At 45.1% G+C, this 21,720-nt stretch carries 22 protein-coding genes; 14 read left to right on the top strand and 8 right to left on the bottom strand.

Translation table 11 applies throughout. From position 1 onward, the window contains the following. Positions 1–56: 56 nt before the first annotated feature. Both GJB61_RS09470 and GJB61_RS09465 read right to left on the bottom strand, forming a co-directional pair. Positions 57–887 (bottom strand): SDR family oxidoreductase, encoded by an 831-nt coding sequence (locus GJB61_RS09470; RefSeq protein WP_154118277.1) that lies wholly within the window; start codon positions 885–887, stop codon positions 57–59. Between the two features lie 46 nt (positions 888–933). Continuing rightward, a complete protein-coding gene (locus GJB61_RS09465; protein ID WP_229521585.1) occupies positions 934–1,719 on the bottom strand; it encodes an SDR family NAD(P)-dependent oxidoreductase in 786 nt (261 codons plus the stop codon). A 112-nt stretch (positions 1,720–1,831) separates the two neighbouring features. On the opposite strand from GJB61_RS09465, the gene GJB61_RS09460 reads away from it, so the two are divergent. Both GJB61_RS09460 and GJB61_RS32145 read left to right on the top strand, forming a co-directional pair. Then, the gene (locus tag GJB61_RS09460) at positions 1,832–2,521 is read left to right on the top strand and encodes a TetR/AcrR family transcriptional regulator (protein ID WP_154118276.1); all 690 of its coding nucleotides are present in this window, start codon (positions 1,832–1,834) and stop codon (positions 2,519–2,521) included. Next, the gene (locus GJB61_RS32145; protein ID WP_267490795.1) at positions 2,518–2,646 is read left to right on the top strand and encodes a hypothetical protein; all 129 of its coding nucleotides are present in this window, start codon (positions 2,518–2,520) and stop codon (positions 2,644–2,646) included. Before GJB61_RS09460 ends, GJB61_RS32145 begins: the two co-directional genes overlap by 4 nt. A gap of 85 nt (positions 2,647–2,731) precedes the next feature. Here GJB61_RS32145 and GJB61_RS09455 read toward each other — a convergent pair whose 3' ends face one another. Continuing rightward, positions 2,732–3,160 carry a MarR family winged helix-turn-helix transcriptional regulator gene (locus tag GJB61_RS09455; protein WP_154118826.1) on the bottom strand — a complete coding sequence of 143 codons (429 nt, stop codon included), beginning with the start codon at positions 3,158–3,160 and terminating at the stop codon, positions 2,732–2,734. A gap of 168 nt (positions 3,161–3,328) precedes the next feature. Here GJB61_RS09455 and GJB61_RS09450 point away from each other — a divergent pair, with 168 nt between their 5' ends. From GJB61_RS09450 to GJB61_RS09435, 5 genes are all read left to right on the top strand, one after another. Beyond that, positions 3,329–4,783 carry an MFS transporter gene (locus tag GJB61_RS09450; RefSeq protein WP_154118275.1) on the top strand — a complete coding sequence of 485 codons (1,455 nt, stop codon included), beginning with the start codon at positions 3,329–3,331 and terminating at the stop codon, positions 4,781–4,783. A 101-nt stretch (positions 4,784–4,884) separates the two neighbouring features. Then, complete coding sequence (locus tag GJB61_RS09445; RefSeq protein WP_154118274.1) at positions 4,885–5,331, top strand: carboxymuconolactone decarboxylase family protein; 447 nt, start codon at positions 4,885–4,887, stop codon at positions 5,329–5,331. 39 nt (positions 5,332–5,370) lie between these two features. Continuing rightward, positions 5,371–6,255, top strand: coding sequence for an RNA polymerase sigma factor SigJ (gene sigJ / locus GJB61_RS09440; RefSeq protein ID WP_154118273.1), 885 nt, complete (start codon positions 5,371–5,373; stop codon positions 6,253–6,255). A gap of 193 nt (positions 6,256–6,448) precedes the next feature. Continuing rightward, positions 6,449–6,583, top strand: a complete 135-nt coding sequence (locus tag GJB61_RS32140; RefSeq protein ID WP_267490794.1) for a hypothetical protein — start codon at positions 6,449–6,451, stop codon at positions 6,581–6,583. A 288-nt stretch (positions 6,584–6,871) separates the two neighbouring features. After that, a complete protein-coding gene (locus GJB61_RS09435) occupies positions 6,872–7,243 on the top strand; it encodes a hypothetical protein (RefSeq protein WP_229521622.1) in 372 nt (123 codons plus the stop codon). 118 nt (positions 7,244–7,361) lie between these two features. Here the strand turns inward: GJB61_RS09435 and GJB61_RS09430 are convergent, their stop codons facing one another. From GJB61_RS09430 to GJB61_RS09415, 4 genes are all read right to left on the bottom strand, one after another. Further along, positions 7,362–8,417: a glycosyltransferase WbsX family protein gene (locus tag GJB61_RS09430; RefSeq protein WP_154118271.1), complete on the bottom strand. Its 1,056-nt coding sequence runs from the start codon at positions 8,415–8,417 to the stop codon at positions 7,362–7,364. Positions 8,418–8,437: 20 nt separating this feature from the next. Further along, the gene (locus tag GJB61_RS09425; RefSeq protein ID WP_154118270.1) at positions 8,438–9,406 is read right to left on the bottom strand and encodes a glycosyltransferase family protein; all 969 of its coding nucleotides are present in this window, start codon (positions 9,404–9,406) and stop codon (positions 8,438–8,440) included. A 228-nt stretch (positions 9,407–9,634) separates the two neighbouring features. Continuing rightward, the gene (locus GJB61_RS09420; protein ID WP_338115779.1) at positions 9,635–10,990 is read right to left on the bottom strand and encodes a DUF711 family protein; all 1,356 of its coding nucleotides are present in this window, start codon (positions 10,988–10,990) and stop codon (positions 9,635–9,637) included. A gap of 23 nt (positions 10,991–11,013) precedes the next feature. Next, a complete protein-coding gene (locus GJB61_RS09415) occupies positions 11,014–11,283 on the bottom strand; it encodes an ACT domain-containing protein (RefSeq protein WP_154118268.1) in 270 nt (89 codons plus the stop codon). 228 nt (positions 11,284–11,511) lie between these two features. Here GJB61_RS09415 and GJB61_RS09410 point away from each other — a divergent pair, with 228 nt between their 5' ends. The 5 genes from GJB61_RS09410 (at position 11,512) to moaA (ending at position 19,111) form a co-directional block, all read left to right on the top strand. Continuing rightward, on the top strand, positions 11,512–13,143 hold the full coding sequence (locus GJB61_RS09410) for a GGDEF domain-containing response regulator (RefSeq protein WP_154118267.1): 1,632 nt from the start codon (positions 11,512–11,514) through the stop codon (positions 13,141–13,143). Positions 13,144–13,161: 18 nt separating this feature from the next. Further along, entirely contained in the window at positions 13,162–13,533 is a 372-nt protein-coding gene (locus GJB61_RS09405; protein WP_154118266.1) for a response regulator, read from the top strand. Continuing rightward, positions 13,526–16,771, top strand: a complete 3,246-nt coding sequence (locus GJB61_RS09400; protein WP_154118265.1) for an ATP-binding protein — start codon at positions 13,526–13,528, stop codon at positions 16,769–16,771. The genes GJB61_RS09405 and GJB61_RS09400 overlap by 8 nt, the downstream gene beginning before the upstream one ends. 124 nt (positions 16,772–16,895) lie before the next feature. Beyond that, positions 16,896–17,870, top strand: a complete 975-nt coding sequence (locus tag GJB61_RS09395; RefSeq protein WP_154118264.1) for an aldo/keto reductase — start codon at positions 16,896–16,898, stop codon at positions 17,868–17,870. Positions 17,871–18,094: 224 nt separating this feature from the next. Continuing rightward, positions 18,095–19,111 (top strand): GTP 3',8-cyclase MoaA, encoded by a 1,017-nt coding sequence (gene moaA, locus GJB61_RS09390; RefSeq protein ID WP_154118263.1) that lies wholly within the window; start codon positions 18,095–18,097, stop codon positions 19,109–19,111. 73 nt (positions 19,112–19,184) lie between these two features. On the opposite strand, the gene GJB61_RS09385 is transcribed toward moaA, so the two are convergent. Further along, entirely contained in the window at positions 19,185–19,862 is a 678-nt protein-coding gene (locus GJB61_RS09385) for a DUF421 domain-containing protein (RefSeq protein ID WP_154118262.1), read from the bottom strand. 154 nt (positions 19,863–20,016) lie between these two features. Between GJB61_RS09385 and lspA the strand changes: the two genes are divergently transcribed. Both lspA and GJB61_RS09375 read left to right on the top strand, forming a co-directional pair. Continuing rightward, a complete protein-coding gene (gene lspA, locus GJB61_RS09380; protein WP_154118261.1) occupies positions 20,017–20,478 on the top strand; it encodes a signal peptidase II in 462 nt (153 codons plus the stop codon). Positions 20,479–20,631: 153 nt separating this feature from the next. After that, the gene (locus GJB61_RS09375) at positions 20,632–21,528 is read left to right on the top strand and encodes an SDR family oxidoreductase (RefSeq protein WP_154118260.1); all 897 of its coding nucleotides are present in this window, start codon (positions 20,632–20,634) and stop codon (positions 21,526–21,528) included. Positions 21,529–21,720 lie beyond the last annotated feature (192 nt).

Below are 21,720 nucleotides of genomic sequence, written 5' to 3'. Positions count from 1 at the left end.
CTGAAAAAAGAAAAATGCTCCCGTACCTTTGGTTAGGATTTACGGGAGCATTCCAATTAGTTGTTAAAGTAATGAGTTTGTTCGAGGTCGGGGATCAGTGCAGGTTGCACAGGCCGCCATCCCAGAAGTTCCTGAGTTGCAACGCTTGATCTCGGGATATCGAGGGCTACAAGTGTGCTGAGGAAGCCGAAGTGGGCGTCTGCCTCTTCACGTGAAATGCTGACTACAGGCACATTCAGGTGTTTACCGATAACACTTGCGATGTCGCGAAAGGGCACCCCTTCATCTGCAACCCCATTTAGTCGTGAACCGGCGGGTGCTTTTTCTAACGCTAGGCGGTATAAATGTGCGGCGTCAAGGCGGTGTATAGCCGGCCAGCGGTTGGTCCCCTCTTCCACATAGGCCGATAAGCCTTTCGTTTTGGCAATGTTGATCAGTCTTGGCACAAATCCTGTGTCACCCTCACCGTGTACGGACGGACAAAGCTCTATGATCGATGTCCGCACTCCGCGCTCAGCAAGCGATAACATTACATTTTCCGCTGCAACTCCATTGGCGTGCGTGGTAATTACGAACGGCTTACCGGAACCTTCAAGCGCAGCTCCTATCGCTTCGACGGCGTGCAGATCTGTTATGAGTGACCCGGCGAAGTTTGAGAAGTCGTGATTGAATGCCAGATGAATGACACCATCTGCAGTAGCCGCACCACTACGAAGACTGTCGAGATCGTCGATGTTGCCGTGGTGCACTTCGGCCCCGGCCTCATTTAGTTTCGCAGCGCTATTGTCTGAGCGTACAAGACCGACGACCTGATGACCCGCATCAATGAGTTCGCGTACGACAGCGGAACCGATGTAACCTGTTGCTCCTGTTAGAAAAATACGCATTATGCAATCCCCCTTAAACTGTTAACCATTGTTGTATAAATTATAATTACCACGCGATGGCTCCATCCTCATCGGAGAACGTTCCTGTTGGACCGTCCGCACCAATCATCGCAAGCCGGACCGCTTCACGCGCTCCTTGTTCAACACTACGAGTGCCAGCGAAATTATTGAGTGCAGTCGATGTAAAGCCTGGACATGCCGCATTGACCTTGATGTTTGTCGATTCAAGCGCAAAGGCAAAGGCAAGTGTCACTGCATGAACAGCCGATTTTGACGCCGAATAGGCCCCAAACATCGCACGATGCCAGTTTTCCGGAATGGAGTTCCAGCTAAGGGAGCCGCCGGTGCTGCCCATATTGACGATGCGTGCTGCCGGAGCCTCATGCAAAAGGGGTAACATAGCCTGGGTGACAGCAATGACACCAAAAACATTAGTTTCATAAACCGCACGAATGTCTTCGAGCGAAGCAACGGTCAAAAGACCGCTCGCGGCGCCACTGCTCGGAAATGAATCACCCGCTCTACCTGCGTGTGAGATGCCTGCATTGTTCACGACTACATCGAGACGACCGAATTCGTTCCGAATACGCTCTGCTGCAGCAACGATGGAATCCTGATCTGTAACGTCAAGCTGAAGAGCGTGTGCATCCGATCCGATGCTTTTGGAGGCAGTTTCTCCATTTTCGAGGCTGCGTGATCCAACTAGCACGGTGAAGCCCTGTTTTGCTAGATCCTTGGCAATTTGTAAACCTATTCCTTTATTGGCGCCGGTGATCAAGGCTACGGGTTTGTCCTGCATGGATATAATCTCCTCTTTGGTATGGGATACCATCTATATATTTCCCTTTGGATGTGGGATAATGATATTAAATCACATATAAACGAGACTGTAAAGTTCCGGAACTAAATAGTTTTGAATATATATTTTAAAAGGAGCAACTTTTATGAGTGAAATAAAAAAGAAAATGTCCGAGAGGGGCGAAATATCTAAGGTTGTGTCAGAGAAGCCTGCGCAAACATTGGGCCGCAAGCGAGATCACACGCGGGATGATAAAATCCTAGAGGCGGCAATCGACATCCTCGTCGATACGAGTTTCGATGGTATGACAATGGACATGGTCGCGGCTCGAGCAAAGGCTGGGAAGGCGACGGTGTATCGCCGCTGGTCTTCGAAGGCGGAGTTAGTCCGAGATGCTTTGGCATGGATGAACCGAAATCATCTTGAGCTCGAAAGCTTGCCCGATACAGGAACCTTGCGAGAAGATCTCCTTGTACTTTTGAAGCCGCAATCAATCGCGGAAGAAGAGCGGAAGTTTCGAGTCCTAGCGGGCCTAGGCTCCTTTTTACAGCATCCCGAATTTGCTGAGGCAGGAACAGCCGGGATTTTCGAGCCATGGATTGTTATGAACCGCGAGCTTATGAACCGAGCCGTCGTCCGCGGTGAAATTCCCGCTCACGCGGACATTGAGATGGCTTGCCAGGTCATTACTTCAATGGCTTCTTTTCGCGGACTTATCCAGCGTAAACCGTTCGACAAACTTTTCTTCACAGCGCTAATCGATGGCATTCTGCTACCTGCACTCAAAAACCCGCAAATAGCTCCAAATATTATGGAAACCCTACAAGACGAATGACGATCAGATGGGCTTTAAAGCGTTTAGCACGCCGTTTGTTTGTTGAGGATGGACAGCTGCTGACGGCCAGATGGCCTAAGGGTGCGGAGTTGTTCGCGGATACGTTTATCCGAAAACTTCAATAAAAAGCAACACTCCAGATCAATGGAGTGCTGCTTTTTTGCGAGCCTAGAGCCATAACATAATATTACGTGCGCTTCGTCAATTTTGCTAATTTAATGCTTCGGAATTCTTGGTGATCTTTTGGAGCAAAGTAACTAGTAGATCGATTTCTTCATCCGTTAAATCGGCGGCAAGCTTGCGATTGAACTCTCCAAGGATCGCTTGGAACACCGGAGCGAATTCCAATGCTTTGGGCGTTGGGTAGAGCAGAGAAGAGCGGCGGTCTTTGGGGTCAATTCTGCGCTCAATATATCCCGATTCCTCTAGATACTTGACGGAACGGGCGGTGGTTGCTTTATCGAATTTCATTTCATTGGTCATTTGATCCTGCGTTATACCAGGCTGGCTAAGGATCAGTTTAAGAAAGCTGTGCTGCCCGCCGCTGCCGAGTCCGTATGGCGTCAACTCTTTGGCCAGAATTTTTTGATTCTGGCGATGAAGATGGGAAATTAGTTTTCCGATGGGCTCTTTTTTCAAAGTCAAAATCGACACCTCTTTGGGTAAAATACTGGTGAACAAATGCTGCCTTGAATAAAATACTACAGCAAAGTGGTTGCGCACGCAACTAAATTACTGTACACTGAAAAATATAGGTTAGTTGCGCACGCAACTATGTCGGAAATATGATTTTAGAGGGTGCTACTCATGAGTTCAATAAGCGCAACATATCAGGATGATGCGGAGATTCAGAAGAAACGCTGGATCATCCTGATTGTCCTAAACATTTTCACCTTTATGTCCACGCTTGACGGCAGCATCGTAAATATTGCTTTGCCGGTACTTGTGAAGCAGCTGCAGTTGCCGATGGGGCAGGTCGTATGGGTGACCACTGGCTATTTGATGGCGATTTGCTCGGTGATTCTCTTTTTCGGAAAGCTTGGGGACATTGTCGGAAAGATCAGGATATTCAAAATAGGCACTATTATCTTTATCCTTGGCTCCCTATTATGCGGACTAAGCGCAAGCCTGCCGTTCTTGATTGCCTCGCGAATTATTCAGGCTATCGGGGCTTCAATGACTATGGCGAACAGCCAGGGAATTGTCACGGATATCTTTCCGTCAACGGAACGCGGCAAGGCGCTTGGTCTTATCGGCACCTTTGTATCTCTCGGCAGTATCGCCGGACCCAGCTTAGGCGGGATTATTGTTTCCGCATTGGGTTGGAAATATATATTCTGGGTGAACGTTCCGATTGGACTGATTGCGATTGTACTCGGTTGGAAGGTTCTGCCGAAGGATCTGGTCCGCGTTAAATCCAAAATTGATATTCCCGGCAGCATGCTGTTTGCCGTCTTTATTATCACCCTATTCGCCGGTCTGCTGCTCGGTCAGCAACTTGGATACGGGGACAACCGGATTATCTTGGCACTGATCACGGCTGCTGCAGCCTTTATTGTTTTCATCATACTCGAATTGCGCGGTTCCCACCCGTTGCTTCAGCTGTCCCTATTCAAGAATCCGCTGTTCTCATTAAGCATTCTCTGTGCTTTTCTCGTCTTCGTAGCGAATTTTTGCTTCAACATCATTGCCCCGTTCTATGCACAGAACATGCTGAATCTGTCGCCTTTTTATGCAGGTTTTCTACTCATGCTCTTCCCGATCTCTATGGTCATTGTCGCTCCGCTCAGCGGTGCGTTATCGGATAAAATAGGTTCCGAATTCCTGACTTTCGCCGGGCTCATAGTGATGGTCATCGCTCAATTTGGCTTGGCCCGACTGCATGACGGAAGCTCTGTTGTTCTGGTCGGACTATGGATCGCCATGCTCGGAATAGGTAGCGGCTTGTTCGGATCGCCCAACAATTCGCTGATCATGTCCACGGTGCCACGAACACAGCTCGGCTCAGCGGGTAGTGTGAACTCCCTAGTCCGCAATGTCGGCATGGTGGTCGGCATCACCGTCGCCACGACGATCCTGTTCAATGTGATGAGCAACCAAGCGGGTCATCGGGTAACCGATCTGGTTCCTGGGCATCCGGAGATCTTTCTCTCCGGCATGCATGTGGTATTTATGACCTCGGCAGGTATCTGTCTTGTGTCAGCGCTATTGACGGGCTGGCGGATGATTACGATCCGCAAAGCCAAGCGAGCCGCGGCTTAAAGACTCTACTACTGCACTTTTCAGAATTTATAATGCCATATGTCACAAAACGGAGTGCTTGATTGTCTTCTATATGTACACACTTTTAGGAGGCGATCAAGATGGAATTAAGATTTAATCATCAAAAGGTAAACCCGACAGCACTTAAGGCAATGATGTCGTTAGAGCAGTATACAAGCAGTCGTTGCACGGATAAGGTTCTCTATGAATTGATCAAAATAAGGGTATCCCAGATTAACGGCTGTTCTTTTTGCCTAGACATGCATGCCAAGGATTTACTCAAGCTGGGTGATCATGCCGACCGGATTCTGCTGCTTAGTGTATGGAGAGAGGTTCCTCTATTCACAGAGAAAGAGCGGGCGGTGCTTGAACTTGCCGAGGCGGTGGCGAATATCGGACAGGCAGGAGTACCTCAGCCGGTATATGATAAAGTAAGGGAATTTGTCAGTGAGGAAGAGTTCATCGATCTCATTATGGCGATTAACACGATAAACAGCTGGAATCGGATAGCTATCTCCACAGGAATGTATCCGGGATGTTTTGACTGATTCGAAGAATACTAAGGGCAACAAAGGAGGAGCGGGGTAATGGAACAGCATAACATGGAGGAGCTGTATTTAAGCTATCAAAAGTATGCTTTCTCCATTGCCTACCGGATGCTCGGAGTTGTGGCTGATGCAGAGGATGTGGTACAGGATTGTTTTGCAGAGCTGCAGCGGCGGGACCGTACCGAGATCCTAAATATCAAGGCGTATCTAGCCAAAGGCATCACTAACCGCTGCCTGAATATGCTGCATTCGGCGCATAACCAGCGGGAGACCTACATTGGCGAATGGCTACCGGAACCTGTAACGGATACCTTTGAGGGTCCTGAAGCGATAGTGGAACGCAATGAGACATTGTCGTATGCTTTTCTGGTGCTGCTGGAGCAATTTACGCCAACTGAACGGGCCGTTTTTGTGCTGAGGGAAGTGTTTCAGTATGAATATGAGGCGATTGCGGAGATGGTGGACAAGTCCGAGGCGAACTGCCGTAAAATATTCAGCCGCGCCAAGCGCAATTTGCAGCCAGTGTCTACTTCTGACAGACGAAGCTCCATTAATGAGCCAGCGAGAAAAACGCTGCTAAAGCGTTTCACTGCAGCCTTTGCAGCCTATGATGTCAATCGTGTGCTGGAGCTGTTAGCAGATCATCCTGTACTGATAGCTGACGGTGGCGGTGGAGAGGTGCATACGATTCTTAGACCGATGGTGGGTCGCAAGGGTGTGGTTGCGCTGTTGACCTCGCGCCGGGTGTTGGACAAGTTGCGGAACTGGGAGTCTTCCTTTGCGTTAATAAATGGAGAGTCTAATATCGTATTTACTCATCAAGGCAAAGTTACAGGGGTACTCTGTTTGAATCTTGACGGAGAACATATCCAGGATTTATATCTGATCATGGACCCTGATAAATTAAGCCATATCGTAATATAGGATTTTACACAATGCATAAAAAGCTAAAAACAAGCAAGTCTCCAATAACCGGAGACTTGCTTGTTTATGTTCTTGGTGTGTCCAGCTTTGTCAATTTTGCTAAATTAATGCTTCGGAATTCTTGGTGATCTTTTGGAGCAAAGTATCCCGATTCCTCTAGATACTTGACGGAACGGGCGGTGTGTTCAATGTGATGAGCAACCAAGCGGGTCATCGGGTAACCGATCTGGTCCCTGGTCATCCGGAGATCTTTCTCTCCGGCATGCATGTGGTATTTATGACCTCGGCGGGTATCTGTCTTGTGTCAGCGAGTGCAAAGTGCAGATAGAGAGCGACAAATAAATTGAGTTGTATTTCATTCATGAGGGGACAATCAAAGAAGATCCTTCTGTTGCTATAGGCACGTTAGGATCTTTTTTCAAATATAAGAATTTATATGTTTCACACGATAACTTATCCTTATATTTCTCGAAGAAGCGGGTACCGTCCATAAAAGGACGGCGAAGCCGTTTCTTCTTGTATTAATAAACCTATGAGCGGAAAATATTAAAATTGTATATATATCTATGTCCAAACGGCTTGTTTTACATAAGATATAGTATACTAATTGAAAGGGATGATAGCCTTGCCAACCTTCGATAATGTTCTAGTTACGGGAAATCAAACGATTCAGGGAGATTTACACGTTAACGGAAATGAGACTATTGATCTGAGTCTTCAAGTGAATGGTAGTCAAAGTATAGCCGGCCATTTAGGAGTAACAGGTGAAATAGACGGTGCAGGTACCATTAAAGTTGGAACTAGACTGATATCTCTCACTCAGGCAACTGTACCGGCTAGTATTCCAAGCACACAGCAGGTTAGATTCTTCCCTGTAGGTATTTCCAATCAGCCTGGTCTCATACTAAAGGGGACAGATGGAAATGATTATGTGCTGTTCATAGACTTGACCGGAGGAACTCCTCATATCGGTATCCATCTTGCTTAAGAGAGAGAGTGAAGTGGACATAACAATGATTGCGAGAATATATGCTCAGCATCTCTGTCGACAAGGGATATTTCCACGGAAAATGAAGAAGGTCCTTCAGAGAGAAGAAGGATCTTCTTCATTGTGCTGATCGGTTAAGGGCCTCTTTAATGGCTTCCAGATATTGATATTGGTGTTTGTTATCCGGCTCCAAATAGGTTCCTTCAGCCCATTCATTCCATGCGTTAATGAAAATGAATTCAGTGTTGAACAATTTTTTGGCTCTTTCTATTTGTCTGGACAGATAAAGTCCAAATTTCTGCGGAGTCGAGCCTAGCGTGCTTTGCCCAGCTACACCTTTACGGGGCGTATTGTCCCAATTGACAAATGCTCCAGGATAGATTATTTCTCCATCCCGATGGGGTGTCCGCTCTAGCATGGAATCCCAAATCTGATCGTAATCAATCACTGAATGTTCCTTATCTCCAACCTGTTTTGTACTCCATAGAAAATTCAGACCTCCGTGTGCGAATGTGTAGTGGGGTTCATATTCCAAGCTGGCATCGAAACCACTTTGTTCTGTTAGGGGGAACCCTCCTAGTGTTCGGACGAGATGGAGGCCTTCTAATCCGTTCTCCAGTGCCAGTTTGCGCCAGTACTGAAGCATTTCCTCACAACGTGGGATATTAGAGGTTCTATAGATGATAAATACGGGCTTTCCATCTACACGAATATATCGTTCGTCTACAAATGCTTTAAGTAGAACATTAAAATGTATTTCCCAATCTTGTTCTTCTCCGTATTCTTGGGGCATCAACACTTCATGATCTGTTCCATCCCATCTCCGCGTCCACGGCTCATTTGCCCATGAAAGGCAAAAAGGAAAGTCTGGTTCCTTGCTTGTTAGAATTTGCTGAACTGGCAATTCTAACAATTGTTTACCTTTAAACCAATAGTGATAATAACAAAATCCATGAATTCCATGAGCTTTCGCTATCTGTGCTTGCCATCTTCTTACCTCAGGTTCTGTTAAGTCGTAGTAATTATTATTTGTTGGTTGGTTCGGCTGATGATGTTCAGGATACAAGGAAGAGGCCTTCTTAACATTAGTCCATTCTGTAAAACCTTTTCCCCACCAGTCGTCGTTTTCGGGTATTTGGTGAAACTGCGGTAATACAAAAGCAATACATTTCAAGACGAAGTTCCTCCTTCCGGTCATTCAAATATCGCGTTTAGCAGTGTTAAACCTTGTTGCATATAAGAATAGTTATGTTTATTTTTTTGGAGAGCCAGGGAGGCTGCAAGTCTTTTTTCATCACTATGTGATGAATAATGTTTGATAAAGTCTGTTAGTTGATTGAATGTAGAAAAGCTGATCAGGCCATTTTGAGGGATGAGGTAACCCTGCAGATTGGGGTGCTCTTGTGTCATCTGAAATATTCCGCAGGCAGAGACCTCCATTACCTGTTGTAAAGAACCAGAGAAGTTTATGACCATTCGGGTGCCGTTGTAGTAGCTAGATAAATGTTCTGAAGAGGTTATAGCGACAATAAAATCACTGAAATTCTCAACTCCGATTCCATAGGCAGTTACCTTTAGATTCGTTAACCATTGTGATTGAGCCAAGGATTGTAGCAGGTTATTCTTACTGAAGTTTCCAAGGATGAGAACATCACTTTTAAATCTGCTCTCAACACGTCTTGGAAAGTAGATATCGGTATCGGCGACATAAGGAAGATAGCTGCTTTGTTTACCAAGTAATCCTTCATAATAAAACAAGTTGGAGAGGCTTTGGGTGAAAATATAATCAAATAAGAGAGCTAATTTCCGTTCTACTATACTGAGGCCAGTAGCATCAGACATCCATATAGCTTTGGGTACGGTTGAAGTCTTCAGGGCTGCTATATTCTCCTCAGGAAACAACGTCTCCGAGCCTAAGGCGAGAATTAAATCCGGTTGGAATCTATTGATATATTCGTCCAGTTTATGCTGATATTTAATCACAAGAACTTCTTTAACGAGATACTGGAACTGATCTTTGATTAATCGTATATTAGGCATTTTATCGTTTATTTTTAAGGGAACTAGAAGCAGTAATTTTAAATGTTTGAGTACACGTTGCTGCTTCTGCAATAAATGAAATTCATGTTTCTGAGGAGTGAGTGGGTCAGCTGTCTTTTTCATGATTCCTCCTGTTAAATTTCAGTTGTTTGTTCGATTTACCACTGAGTCTTGTTAAGTATTATATGTGTCTAGGGAGCAATTGACTTTAGGTATAAGACCATAATCAAGAGCAAATTAATTCATGTAAGGGTTTTGATATAGTGGATTAAAAAACAGTAAGACTGCAAGCCTCCATTGTTCAGTGGAGGAACGCTGTCTTACTGTTCATGTGAAAGGTAAAGCTGGTTATTAGTTCTTAAAGCTATGGATCGGAGCCGGAATGCGTCCGCCTCTATTAATGAAGTTGGCGCAGCTGAAGGAGTTGACTGCCATAACTGGCGCGTAACCCAGCAGTCCGCCGAATTCAACCATTTCGCCTACATCTTTGCCGATGACCGGAATCAGGCGAACGGCCGTTGTTTTATTGTTGACCATGCCAATTGCCGCTTCGTCCGCGATGATGCCGGAGATGGTTTCCTTGGACGTGCTACCCGGAATTGCCACCATGTCCAAGCCAACAGAACATACGCAGGTCATTGCTTCGAGCTTCTCAAGTGTCAGTGCACCGCGCTGAACAGCCTGAATCATACCGTGGTCCTCACTAACCGGAATGAAGGCTCCACTGAGTCCCCCAACGTAGGAGGAAGCCATAACGCCGCCTTTTTTCACGTTGTCATTCAGGATGGCCAGTGCGGCTGTAGTTCCGGGAGCACCGGCTTCTTCGAGTCCCATGACCTGAAAGATCTCGGCAATGGAATCGCCGATTTCAGGAGTTGGAGCCAGTGACAGGTCAATAATTCCAAAAGGAACACCCATCCGTTTGGAAGCTTCCTGTGCTACAAGCTGTCCCACACGGGTAACCTTGAACGCGGTACGTTTGATCGTTTCGCATAAGGTCTCGAAGTCCTGACCCTTTACTTCTTCCAGCGCCCGCTTGATTACACCAGGACCACTGACACCAACGTTAATTACACATTCCCGCTCACCGACACCATGAAAGGCACCAGCCATGAACGGATTATCCTCAACCGCGTTGCAAAAAACTACCAGTTTTGCGCAGCCGATCGAATCTCTATCCTTCGTGCGCATCGCTGTTTGGACGATGATATCACCCATTAATTTTACGGCATCCATATTAATTCCGCTTCTGGAGGAGCCTACATTCACGGAGGCGCATACTCTTTCTGTGACGGCTAGCGCTTCAGGAATACAATCGATGAGAATCCGGTCGCCTGTGGTACAGCCCTTTTGCACTAAGGCGGAGAAGCCGCCGATAAAGTTAACGCCTACTTCTTTGGCAGCCCTGTCCAACATTTCTGCAACAGGCACATAAGTATCTGTCTTGATCGCACCAGCAGCTATGGAGATAGGGGTAACGGAAATCCGTTTATTAACAATCGGAACTCCAAATTGTCTTTCCAGATCTTCGCCGGTCTTGACCAGCTTCTCAGCAGATTTGGTGATTTTGTCATACACATTTTGGTTAAAAATCTTCATATTCGGGTGGGCACAATCCATCAGACTGATCCCCATGGTAATCGTGCGCACATCCAGATTCATTTCACGGATCATTTTATTGGTTTCTTGCACTTCCACGAGTGAAATCATGTTACTCCTCCTAAAAATTCTTAGATACGGTGCATAATGTTGAAGATATCTTCGTGCTGCAGTTTGATTTCTACGCCGATGGTCTCGCCCACCTGGTGCAGCTCCTCAACAATCTCCTCGAAGGATTTAGTGGCGCTGGAAATATCCACGATCATCATCATGTTAAAATAGTCCTGAACAATGGTCTGTGAAATATCCAGAATGTTCAAATTGTGCTCAGCAAGATAGGTGCAGACCTTGGCAATAATTCCTACTTTGTCTTTTCCCAGTACAGTAATAATCCCTTTCAATGAAACGGCCTCCCTTGATTATCTGTGATCATCCGCCGCGTTAACGGAATGAACCATTTCAACTATTATGTCAAATGAGAGCAGAAGCTTCAACCAAAGGTTTTATATCACTCTGATCAGTATTCTGTTCCAGTGAATTTATAATTTAAATTTAAAATAGATCTTGTTGACAATCTGTTGAATATGTGTTGAAGTGATAGATTGAGACGATGAACTGAAGGAGCAGCTATGACTACACAAAAGTATAAAGACCTAGTTGAGAAACGAATCACGCAAACCTTGCAAGAGTGGTCAGAACAATCGCAAATTACGGAAAAAGAGATCTACCGTTTTCTGCATAATCTAAAAGGTACTGCTGGAACGGTAGGGATGAAAGAGGTTGAAGCCTTAGCCGAGAGCACAATGCTGTTCTTCTCGGATGATAGTCATAAAAACTGGTCCATGGAGGAGTGGGGCGAGTATTTATTTCCCTTTAAAACGCTTATCGACAAGAACTCGTCTTCCATAATGATTAATCCTCCCAATTCAGCCAATCAGCTAAATAATGAAGAGTGTCGGCAGAGTGAAATCCTTATTATCGACGATGATGTTGAATTGGTTGCTATTCTGAAAGAAGCACTTGAGAAACAGTCCTATTATGTAAGCATTGCCTTATCCGCTGAACGTGGGTTGAAGAAATTCTATGGAAGTAAACCGGACATGATCTTGCTCGATATTCTACTACCCGATAAAAGCGGGATTGAAGTCTTAAGTCAAATTATTGGCAAGGCCAAAAAAGAGTATATTCCAATCATTATTATCAGTGGAGAACATTCCAAAGAAATTCAGTTGCACGCGTATTCGCTTGGTGTGATGGATTTTGTACAGAAACCGGTAGATCTGGATCTATTCCTGATGTTAATCAAAAATCGCTTCGAGCTGAAGAGAGAATGGCAAGAAGCGATAATCGTGGATGAACTGACCGGTGCTTTTAACCGCAAACAATTTAATCAGACGATGAAGCAGCTGGTTTCAGATTTTAAACGCACTAGTCGTATATTCTCATTGGCACTGATTGACCTTGATCATTTCAAGAAAGTGAATGACAGTTATGGGCATCTAGTCGGTGACGAGGTATTGCAGGCCTTCTCTCACCTTGTACTGAATTCTATACGAGTGGAAGATACCTTTTGCCGTTTCGGTGGAGAGGAATTTGCTCTGTTTCTGCCCAATACGAATGCCGCTTCAGCACTGCTGGTCATTGAGCGTATTCAGAAGGATTTCTCTTCTTTAAAGTTCTCTGCTCGGGATGAAATCTTCCAAGTAAGCTTTTCCAGCGGTATTACAGAAGTAACGGAAGCTGCTCAAGAATCCGACAAACTGATTGAGGAAGCAGATCAGGCGCTTTATGCCAGCAAGAATGCCGGAAGAAATCAGACGACTCTGTATTCTAAACTCTTGTCGGCTATTAAAAAAGACTCGGTCCTGAATGTGATTATTGTAGATGATGATGCCCTGATTCGGCGGATCATGACCAGTCATTTCTCCACTTGGACACCAGCGAATATTGCAACGGTCAACATCAAAAGTTTTGCCAACGGATTAGACTTCCTGCAAGCGGATTGGTATTCGAGTGAAGAGAAGTACATCGTTCTGCTCGATGGGGTGATGCCGGATATTGATGGTGTTGAAGTATTGGAGCGAATCCGCCGGACTTATCCAGAGGTTAATATATTAGTTATTATGCTGACAGGCAGAAATAATCAGGCGGATATTGTCCATGCTCTGCAAATGGGCGCAGATGATTATGTAATCAAGCCATTTCATATACCTGAGCTACTGTCGAGAATTGAACGACTGGCTTATCGATTTTTATTTTGAGAAAAGGCGGAATGAATCATGCAGAAGGTACTTGTTGTAGATGATGAAGAAGTGTTAAGAATGTTAATCACAGATACGCTGGAGGATTTGGAGAATGTAGAGATCCATACTGCCGAGAACGGTTTAGAGGCGCTAGCGAGACTGTCAGCGGATCACTATGACTTGATGATATTGGATTATATGATGCCAGAAATGACTGGGATAGAGGTGTTGGGGCAGCTGAGTGTGGACATGAAGAGCACTTTACCTATTTTAATGCTGACAGCTAAAGCACAGGAAGTAGACCGCAATAGAGCTATAGTGGCAGGGGCGCGTTATTTTATGCCGAAACCGTTCAGTCCAATAGAACTCCTGCAGATTGTGGAGGGGATTCTAAGTGACAATGGCTAACCAAGCTAAGCATAGTATCAAAAAAAGATATTTTCGGATTATTTTCAGTGTGTTTGCGCTAATTATATGTTCAGGAACGGTATTCTTCATCTACATACAGAATGAGCAGAGTAGTTTAAGCCATAAACGTGAAGTCATGGAGAACAAGGCGGATACGATTAATGAATTAGCCAGCACGCTGAAAGAGGTGTTTTTTCGGGCGAGAGGTTATACATCACTTAAGAGTGACAATGAACTGAAGCTCTTAAATGTAGCACTTCTGAATCTGGATGGGGTTCTGAGTACGTATTCGAAGCTCCAGCTAACAGCAGAAGAAATACAATTTAATGAGCAGTTATCCGCATTTTATGTTCAATATAAATCGGTAATCCTCCCAACGGCGATTGCACTGGTTGAAGCTGATGATTATGCAGGTTTGCGAGCCCTATCCCAGAAAGGCAGCACGCAATCGGTAAATGATTTCCTTGCGTATACCAAAGAATTTAAGCAGAGAGCAGATAATGCCTTAAATGTGATGGACAGGGATTCGATTAAACAGGCTGCTAACTTCACCTTAATCGCGTTCATGTTCAGTATTGTTATCCTGCTATTCTTCACTATAATGGTTTGGCGGATTCTAAAAAGCCTGATTGATCCCATTCTGAGGCTTGAGGGAGCAACCCATTCTCTTGCAGCTGGAGAGGGAGTTCTGTTGGACAAGCTTAAGAAACAGGATGAGATTGGGCGGCTGTATGAAGCTTTTCACAACATGGCGAGAAGTATTCAGGATAAAGAAGAAGAGCTCATGATGCAGAACGAAGAGCTTCACGCCCAGCAGGATGAGCTTCAGGACCAACAGTCAAGACTGCAGCATTCCTTAACTGAAATTGAGAGCATGATGAAAGCACTGGATCATTCAGCGGCTGTAGGGATTCTTACGCATAAAGGGGTGTTCACCTATGCCAATGAGAACCTGAGCGGATACACTAAATATAAGAAATCCGAAATTATCGGTTATACCTACCGGTTATTTGAACTGTCCAATTTCTCTTCAACAGATATGCAGCAGATATTCCACAGATTGAATACCGGAGGGGTATGGAGCAACGAAGTGCAGCTCCTGGCCAAGGATGGTACCCTCCTCTGGCTGCAACTGAGCATTGTGCCTTATCTGAACGATGAAGGTGAAATTTATCAGTATATCCTCATTGCCAATGATATTACCTCGATGAAGAGTGTGCAGCAAGAGCTGGCGGAGACACTGAAGCATACGGAACAAACCAAAATGATGCTGGAGCTCAATAATCAGCTGAATCATGATATTAGCTACACGCTGGATAAACAAGAATTCGCCGATAAGTTTCTACATTTTATGAATCGATTCTATGCGTTTGATTCCAGTTTCTTTCTACTGGTTAAAGATAAGATTACTGCAGTTAAAGGGATTCCTCAGGCAAAGGTTGACCGTTATCTTGAGAATGATAATGATGATATGCTATATCGCCTACAAATGGAAAAGACTTATAAGATTAAACGTCAGGCGACACAATCAGAGCAGGGTATTTCTGCTGAAGATGTCTACTGTTACGATTTCTACACAACCGTTGTGAATGCCGAAAATGAGATTTTGGCTGTGTTTTGCGGCAGTCGGATTGGACATTCCTTTACAGGTGAGGAGATCAATGAGATTGAAGGCATGATGAACCGGGCAGCTCTGGCCATTGAGCGGATATTTATATATGAAGAAATTGAACATGGCCGCATGCTGAATCGGGATATCGTAAATAACATCAATGAAGGCATTCAGTTTGTTCACACAGATGGTACCATGCTGCATGTTAATAAAGCGCTCTGCGAAATTTTTAATTACTATGATTGGACTGAGGGAACCTTGATCCCTAAGGAAAAATGGAAGGAACACTTCATAGAAACGTCCAATGAATCCGCTGAACTGCGGTTATTTTATCAAAAAGCGATGTCTGAGCACACCATGGATTCCAGTAGCATGCAATACTCCATTGGAACAGAATACCTGAAGCATATTGATGTATATGCTATTCCTGTATATCGCCGCGAGACCCGTATCGGTACTTTATTCGTACACCGGGATATTACCAGAGAATATGAACTCGATTTGATGAAATCGGAGTTGGTTAGTACGGTTAGTCATGAGCTGCGAACACCTTTATCCAGTGTGCTTGGGTTTACAGAGCTGCTGCTGTCCAGAACTATGAAACCTGAGAAACAATTGAAGTATCTGGAGACGATTCATAAGGAAGCGAAGAGATTAACGGATCTTATTAATGATTTCCTGGATCTGCAACGTATGGAGTCAGGCAAGCAGCAATATAATTCGGAACACGCGAATCTAAGTGAAATTGTATTGGGAGTAATGGATCAGTATAAGCTGAGCAGTACACATCAGGTGCTACTGGTCGATGAAGCGCATCATTCAGAAGTGGCGGTAGATAAAGATAAGATTATCCAGGTGCTGACCAATCTGTTAAGTAACGCGATCAAGTTCTCACCGGACAGTCATGAGGTAAGGGTACACTTGCATAATGAAGCAGATCGGGTGATTGTACGGATACAGGACAGCGGACTAGGGATTCCTCAGGATCAAATCGGTCAACTGTTCCAAAAATTCGGCAGAATTGATAATAGTGCATCCAAAAGAATCGGCGGAACAGGGCTTGGACTGGCCATTTCCAAGGAAATTATTGAGAAACAGCAGGGTACGATAGGCATTGATTCGGTTGAAGGAGAGGGCACTACCGTCTGGTTCAGTCTCCCGAACCTGCATGCTGAAGAGAATCCCCAAGAGGATGATTTGAACAAGTGGGGTACAGATAAAGATAATAAATTAAATGTCATGATTGTTGAAGATGATTACAGTCTTTCATTGCTGCTGTCGGAGGAGCTGAAAGGCAAGGGATTTAGGGTCACACACCACTACCACCCGGAGCAAGCCTTTGAGCAGGCTTTGAAAACTCCTTATGTGGCGATTGTGGTAGATTTGATGTTGGGTGAAGAGCTGGATGGCTGGGATTTAATCCGTATGCTAAAGGATGATTCCAGGACGGAGAGTATCCCGATTATAATCTCCTCCGCTTTAGATCCAACAGACAAAGACTTAATGACTGTGGTCCAAAAGTATTTAACAAAGCCTTATCCGCCAGGTGAACTATCCAGCACTCTTACCGAAATTGTGAAGATCAGGCAGGGTACAGGAGAGGTATTGTTTCCGGGTAACCATTAGAGATCAAGAACGTTCTCTTAGTTGAAAATAAAGCTTGCGTTAAAGTAGACTCTAAGGGTTATATTATTCTTTAGTAAGCGGAAACAATGTAGTCTCTAAACAAGGTTCAAAGGGAGGAAATAGGATGAAGTACAGCTATTTAGGGAAATCTGGTTTAAAAGTCAGCCAATTATGTCTGGGTACCATGAATTTTGGCCCCGAAACAGAGGAAAAGGAAGCTTTTAAGATTATGGACGCTGCACTGGATGCTGGCATCAACTTCTTTGATACCGCGAATGTATATGGAGGCCAGGAGCGACGCGGCTGGACGGAAGAAATTATTGGCCGCTGGTTTCAGCAAGGGGGCGGACGGCGCGAGAAGGTAGTGCTGGCAACCAAGGTGTACAATGATATGTTTGATGAGAATGATGGGCCCAATTCGGGTGCCGGTTTATCGGGTTATAAAATCAGACGGCATTTTGAAGCCTCACTAAAGCGTCTGCAGACGGATCATATCGAGCTTTACCAAATGCATCATATTGATCGCAATGTATCTTGGGACGAGCTGTGGGGTGCCTTTGAAATTCTGGTTCAGCAGGGAAAAGCGGATTATATAGGTTCTAGCAACTTTGCCGGTTGGCATATTGCTACCGCACAAGCGGAAGCAAAAGCTAGACATTTCCTCGGGCTGGTATCTGAGCAGCATTTATACAATCTGCTGCAACGGACGCCAGAGCTTGAGGTTCTTCCAGCTGCTAAAGAGCTGGGAATGGGCGTCATTCCGTGGAGTCCGCTTGCAGGTGGACTACTGGGTCGCAACGCATTAGCGGGTACAGGCGTACGCAGCTCGCGTTCTGCTAATCTTGAGAAGAACCGCAGCCAGTTGGAGCAATTCTCTGCCCTCTGTAAGGAATTGGGCGACCATGAGGATCAGGTTGCTCTGGCCTGGGTACTGGCGAATCCGGCAGTGACGGCTCCGATTATTGGGCCGAGAACGATGCAGCAATTCGAGGATTCCCTGCGGGTAACCGAAATTGTATTGGACGAAGCAACACTGAAGAAGCTTGATGAGATTTTCCCGGGGCCAGGACGTCCAGCTCCTGAAGCTTATGCCTGGTAATCAATCACACCGCTAATTGGTATGTGTTCTCCATTAATTATATACAACCTACAGGCTGCAGACGGTTAACACCTTGTCTGCAGCTTTTTTAATTCTCTGCCAACAGTCGTGAAGGATAACGTGACACGGTGGGTGGAATTTGCTAGAATACAAGGCATCAACAGTGTAGAGGACCCAGTTCACCGCAAGATAGGCGGATATGAAACTGGAGAGGAGGAAATACAATGACGCTGGATACGCTGAACCGGCCCTTAAAGGATTTACGGATATCTGTTACCGATCGCTGTAACCTGCGCTGCGTCTATTGTATGCCGAAGGAAATTTTCGGCCCCGATTATAAGTTTCTGGGCAGAGATCATCTGCTGAGCTTTGATGAGATCGTAAGAATCTCCAGTTCCTTTGCTGCTTTGGGAGGGACCAAGCTACGGCTCACAGGTGGTGAACCCCTTTTGCGGGCAGGGTTGCCGACGCTTATTGAGCGGTTGAACGAGCTTGAGGGAATAGAGGATATTGCCCTGACCACGAATGGTCTGCTGCTGCCACGTTTTGCCAAAGCTTTGTACGCTGCGGGTCTGAAACGGGTGAATGTGAGTCTGGATTCGCTGGATGACGCACGGTTCGGTGCCATAAACGGCATGGGAGTTGGCGTACAAGGTGTGCTCGATGGCATGAAGGCTGCGGCGGAAGCTGGACTTCAGGTCAAGATCAATATGGTGGTGAAGAAATCCTCCAATGAGCAGGATATTGTGCCGATGGCCCGGTACTTTAAGGACACGGATTATATATTGCGTTTTATTGAATTTATGGATGTTGGAAGCACGAATGGCTGGGATTTCAGCCAGGTCATTTCCCGGGAGCAGATTGTGCAGATGATCCACAGCGAAATGCCGCTCGAACCTATCGAGGCACATTATGAAGGTGAAGTTGCGGCTAGATACCGCTATAAGGGGACTAATCGAGAAATGGGTATTGTCTCTTCCATTACGCAGACCTTTTGCTCGAACTGTTCCCGCGCACGCTTATCTGCCGATGGTTCGTTCTATACCTGTCTGTTCGCCAGTGGAGGTTTTGATCTAAGGGCGCTGCTTCGCTCCGGTATATCGGATGAAGACCTGACCGCGAAGCTCGGCCAGATCTGGAGCAAGCGGGAAGACCGATATTCCGATCTACGCCGAGAGGATAGCGATTCGAAATCAGGCAATACCAAACCGAAGATTGAGATGTCCTATATTGGTGGCTAAAAAAGGTCCATGAGGCTTTACGTTAAGGCGGTTTTGTCTAATGTGACAAAGCCGCCTTTTTTCTATATTCATCTTACATACGGGTGACAACATAAAGCTCGCCTTTTTCATTAACCTCGGCATAGGCCACTGCTTTGATATCTAGGAAGCCTTTCTCTTGCAACTGCTGATGCAGCCATACTTCATCTTTGCCAAGATCGCGAAGCCCTTTCAGTTGGATGATTCCGTCTTCAACAAGGCTCTGTGGCATGTGAGTTTGTTGTACGTTTAGATTTATATCCTCCCGGGTAACGACTTCATACTGCGGTTTTTTGAGAATACTCAAAGAACCGTTAGTTTCATAAATAGCGTAAGCTACCTCACTTACCGAAAAAGTATCCTTCGCTCTGAGCATCATCCGCAGCTGATCAAAGTCAAGATTGTTTCTACGCAGTCTCATCAGGTCAATTTGCCCGTTACGAATTAAGATTTCCGGTTCACCCTCCAGCGGCTTCCGCAGCTTCTGGTAACGTTGGGTAATCTTTTCGAAGGTGACGGATAAGACAGTCCAAATAGCTAAGGTAAATATCAGCATCCATACGGAAGTATCCTTTTCATAGATGGTGTTTCCTACAAGATCACCCAGCATAACGGCTGAGATGAAATCGAAGGGGGTCAATGCGGCAATTTCTTTTTTGCCCAGCAGCCTCGTCATGGCCCATAATCCGACAAAGCCAGCAATCAACTTAATTAATATCGATTCTAATTCCATATGGAACCTCCTTGACACATTATAGAGTTTATAACCCAGATGATTATTAAAGTAACATGCGCGTAAGTGGAATGCTACTGCTAAAGAATATTTGCTGTATGTATGATAAGCTTGAGATGAATTTGAGTTCCAGAGTGAGAAGGAGGTATTAGTTTTGCTTATTTTTGTGATATCCGCATTAGTTATTCTGATTGATCAAGGATCAAAATGGATCGTAAGATCGAATATGCAAGTTGGAGAAACGGTTCCAATCTGGAATCATATTTTGCAATTTACTCATTACGAGAACAGCGGGGCTGCTTTTAGCTCCTTTCAGGGATATGGAAAATATTTTGTGCTTATTGCGGTGGTCTTCGTAGCAGGCTTAATCTATTATCGGCGTAAAGGAGAGATCAAAGGGGTCTTGATGGAGACTGCTGCGGGATTTCTGGCCGGCGGAGCTATTGGCAATGCGATTGATCGTCTGGTGTTCCATAAGGTAACTGATTTTCTGGTCTTTGGGAAGAGCAATGGTATTCTTAATCTGGCCGATGTGGCTATTAATATAGGCGTTATATTGTTTATAATCCATCTACTCAAAGGACAGTTGAAGCTGAAGTTGAAGCCGAAAAGTTAATTAGCGAATCTGTAGGGACAAGTCAATACGCTTGTCCCTTTTTGTATGGATTGTTGACATGTTCTATTCATGTAACTATAATAGTTACAGGTAGGCGGGAGTATTACTGGTTATCGATTTCACTGGATTTAATATACTGAGGAGGAATGGGAAATGAGTAACACGAATGAAGCTGTATTGGTAACAGGTGCAAGCGGGCATTTAGGTCGTGAAGCAGTAGAGTGGTTGCTGGAGAATTATAAAGGTCAGATTATTGCGGTAACTCGTAATCCGGTGACACTGTCAGATTTCTCAGCTCGTGGCGTTGTCGTACGGCAAGCAGATTTTGACCAACCGGATACACTTGATGAAGCTTTCATTGGAGCCAAACGGCTGTTACTTATCAGTACGGATGCTGTGAGTGTGCCTGGGCAACGGTTGCAGCAGCATACGAATGCCGTAGAAGCGGCGATTAAGGCAGGAGTTGAGCATATTGTGTATACCTCTCAGCTTAATCCAGAGCCGGGTACGGAGTCCTTGCTTGGCGGAGATCACTACAGTACAGAAGAGAAAATCAAGAGCAGTGGCTTATCCTTCACGATTCTCCGTAATAATCTTTATGCCGACAATCTGATTCCTTCCTTGCAGCAAGCCGCAGCTAGTGGACAATACGCAGCAGCTACAGGTGAAGGCCAAACAGCTTATGTGACCCGCAAGGATTGTGCAAGGGCAGCAGCAGCGGCACTTGCTTCCTCCTTCACAGGAACCAGAACGATAGATTTAACCGGGGCTGAGTCGCTTTCAGGGACTGATGTGGCTCAAATCGCTAGTGAAGTCATTGGGAAAAGCATTCAATTTGTGCCCTTAACCACAGATCAGCTAGTGGGTATTTTTGAATCGATAGGATTGCCTAATGGTGCGGCTAAGGTTTTTGCTTCCTTAGATACAGCTTCTGCCAAGGGAGAATACGCTGTGGTAACCACTATAGTTCAAGATTTAACAGGCCAGGCACCAGCCAGCCTAAAAGAATTTCTAACAGAGAACCTAGCCGCTTTCACCAGCGCTAGCTAATAATAGAAAATCACTTTATCATTTTATCTAATCAAAGTTATCATTAATTGTAATAGAGCTGCTTAAATCAGGGTAAATCACTTTGATTTAGGCGGTTTTTTCGTATTTTATATATAATATTTCCAATATAAACATTTTATAGTATACTCCGAGCTCGTTGATCGTTTTCACTAATTATGATAGCCTGAACAT

The organism is Paenibacillus monticola, from assembly GCF_009664975.1.
GTDB lineage: Bacteria > Bacillota > Bacilli > Paenibacillales > Paenibacillaceae > Paenibacillus_AQ > Paenibacillus_AQ monticola.
Note: the sequence above shows the minus strand (reverse complement) of the source record. Positions and strands in the feature narration are given on the sequence as shown.

Bases quoted from the DNA above. Each gene is read 5' to 3' on its own strand.
- GJB61_RS09445 (WP_154118274.1), top strand. From the start codon at position 4,885: ATGGAATTAAGATTTAATCATCAAAAGGTAAACCCGACAGCACTTAAG.
- sigJ (WP_154118273.1), top strand. From the start codon at position 5,371: ATGGAACAGCATAACATGGAGGAGCTGTATTTAAGCTATCAAAAGTAT.
- GJB61_RS09450 (WP_154118275.1), top strand. From the start codon at position 3,329: ATGAGTTCAATAAGCGCAACATATCAGGATGATGCGGAGATTCAGAAG.
- GJB61_RS09465 (WP_229521585.1), bottom strand. From the start codon at position 1,719: ATGGTATCCCATACCAAAGAGGAGATTATATCCATGCAGGACAAACCC.
- moaA (WP_154118263.1), top strand. From the start codon at position 18,095: ATGACGCTGGATACGCTGAACCGGCCCTTAAAGGATTTACGGATATCT.
- GJB61_RS09375 (WP_154118260.1), top strand. From the start codon at position 20,632: ATGAGTAACACGAATGAAGCTGTATTGGTAACAGGTGCAAGCGGGCAT.
- GJB61_RS09395 (WP_154118264.1), top strand. From the start codon at position 16,896: ATGAAGTACAGCTATTTAGGGAAATCTGGTTTAAAAGTCAGCCAATTA.
- GJB61_RS09425 (WP_154118270.1), bottom strand. From the start codon at position 9,406: ATGAAAAAGACAGCTGACCCACTCACTCCTCAGAAACATGAATTTCAT.
- GJB61_RS09385 (WP_154118262.1), bottom strand. From the start codon at position 19,862: ATGGAATTAGAATCGATATTAATTAAGTTGATTGCTGGCTTTGTCGGA.
- GJB61_RS09400 (WP_154118265.1), top strand. From the start codon at position 13,526: ATGGCTAACCAAGCTAAGCATAGTATCAAAAAAAGATATTTTCGGATT.
- GJB61_RS09435 (WP_229521622.1), top strand. From the start codon at position 6,872: ATGATAGCCTTGCCAACCTTCGATAATGTTCTAGTTACGGGAAATCAA.
- GJB61_RS09460 (WP_154118276.1), top strand. From the start codon at position 1,832: ATGAGTGAAATAAAAAAGAAAATGTCCGAGAGGGGCGAAATATCTAAG.
- GJB61_RS09410 (WP_154118267.1), top strand. From the start codon at position 11,512: ATGACTACACAAAAGTATAAAGACCTAGTTGAGAAACGAATCACGCAA.
- GJB61_RS32140 (WP_267490794.1), top strand. From the start codon at position 6,449: ATGAGCAACCAAGCGGGTCATCGGGTAACCGATCTGGTCCCTGGTCAT.
- GJB61_RS32145 (WP_267490795.1), top strand. From the start codon at position 2,518: ATGACGATCAGATGGGCTTTAAAGCGTTTAGCACGCCGTTTGTTTGTT.
- GJB61_RS09470 (WP_154118277.1), bottom strand. From the start codon at position 887: ATGCGTATTTTTCTAACAGGAGCAACAGGTTACATCGGTTCCGCTGTC.
- GJB61_RS09405 (WP_154118266.1), top strand. From the start codon at position 13,162: ATGCAGAAGGTACTTGTTGTAGATGATGAAGAAGTGTTAAGAATGTTA.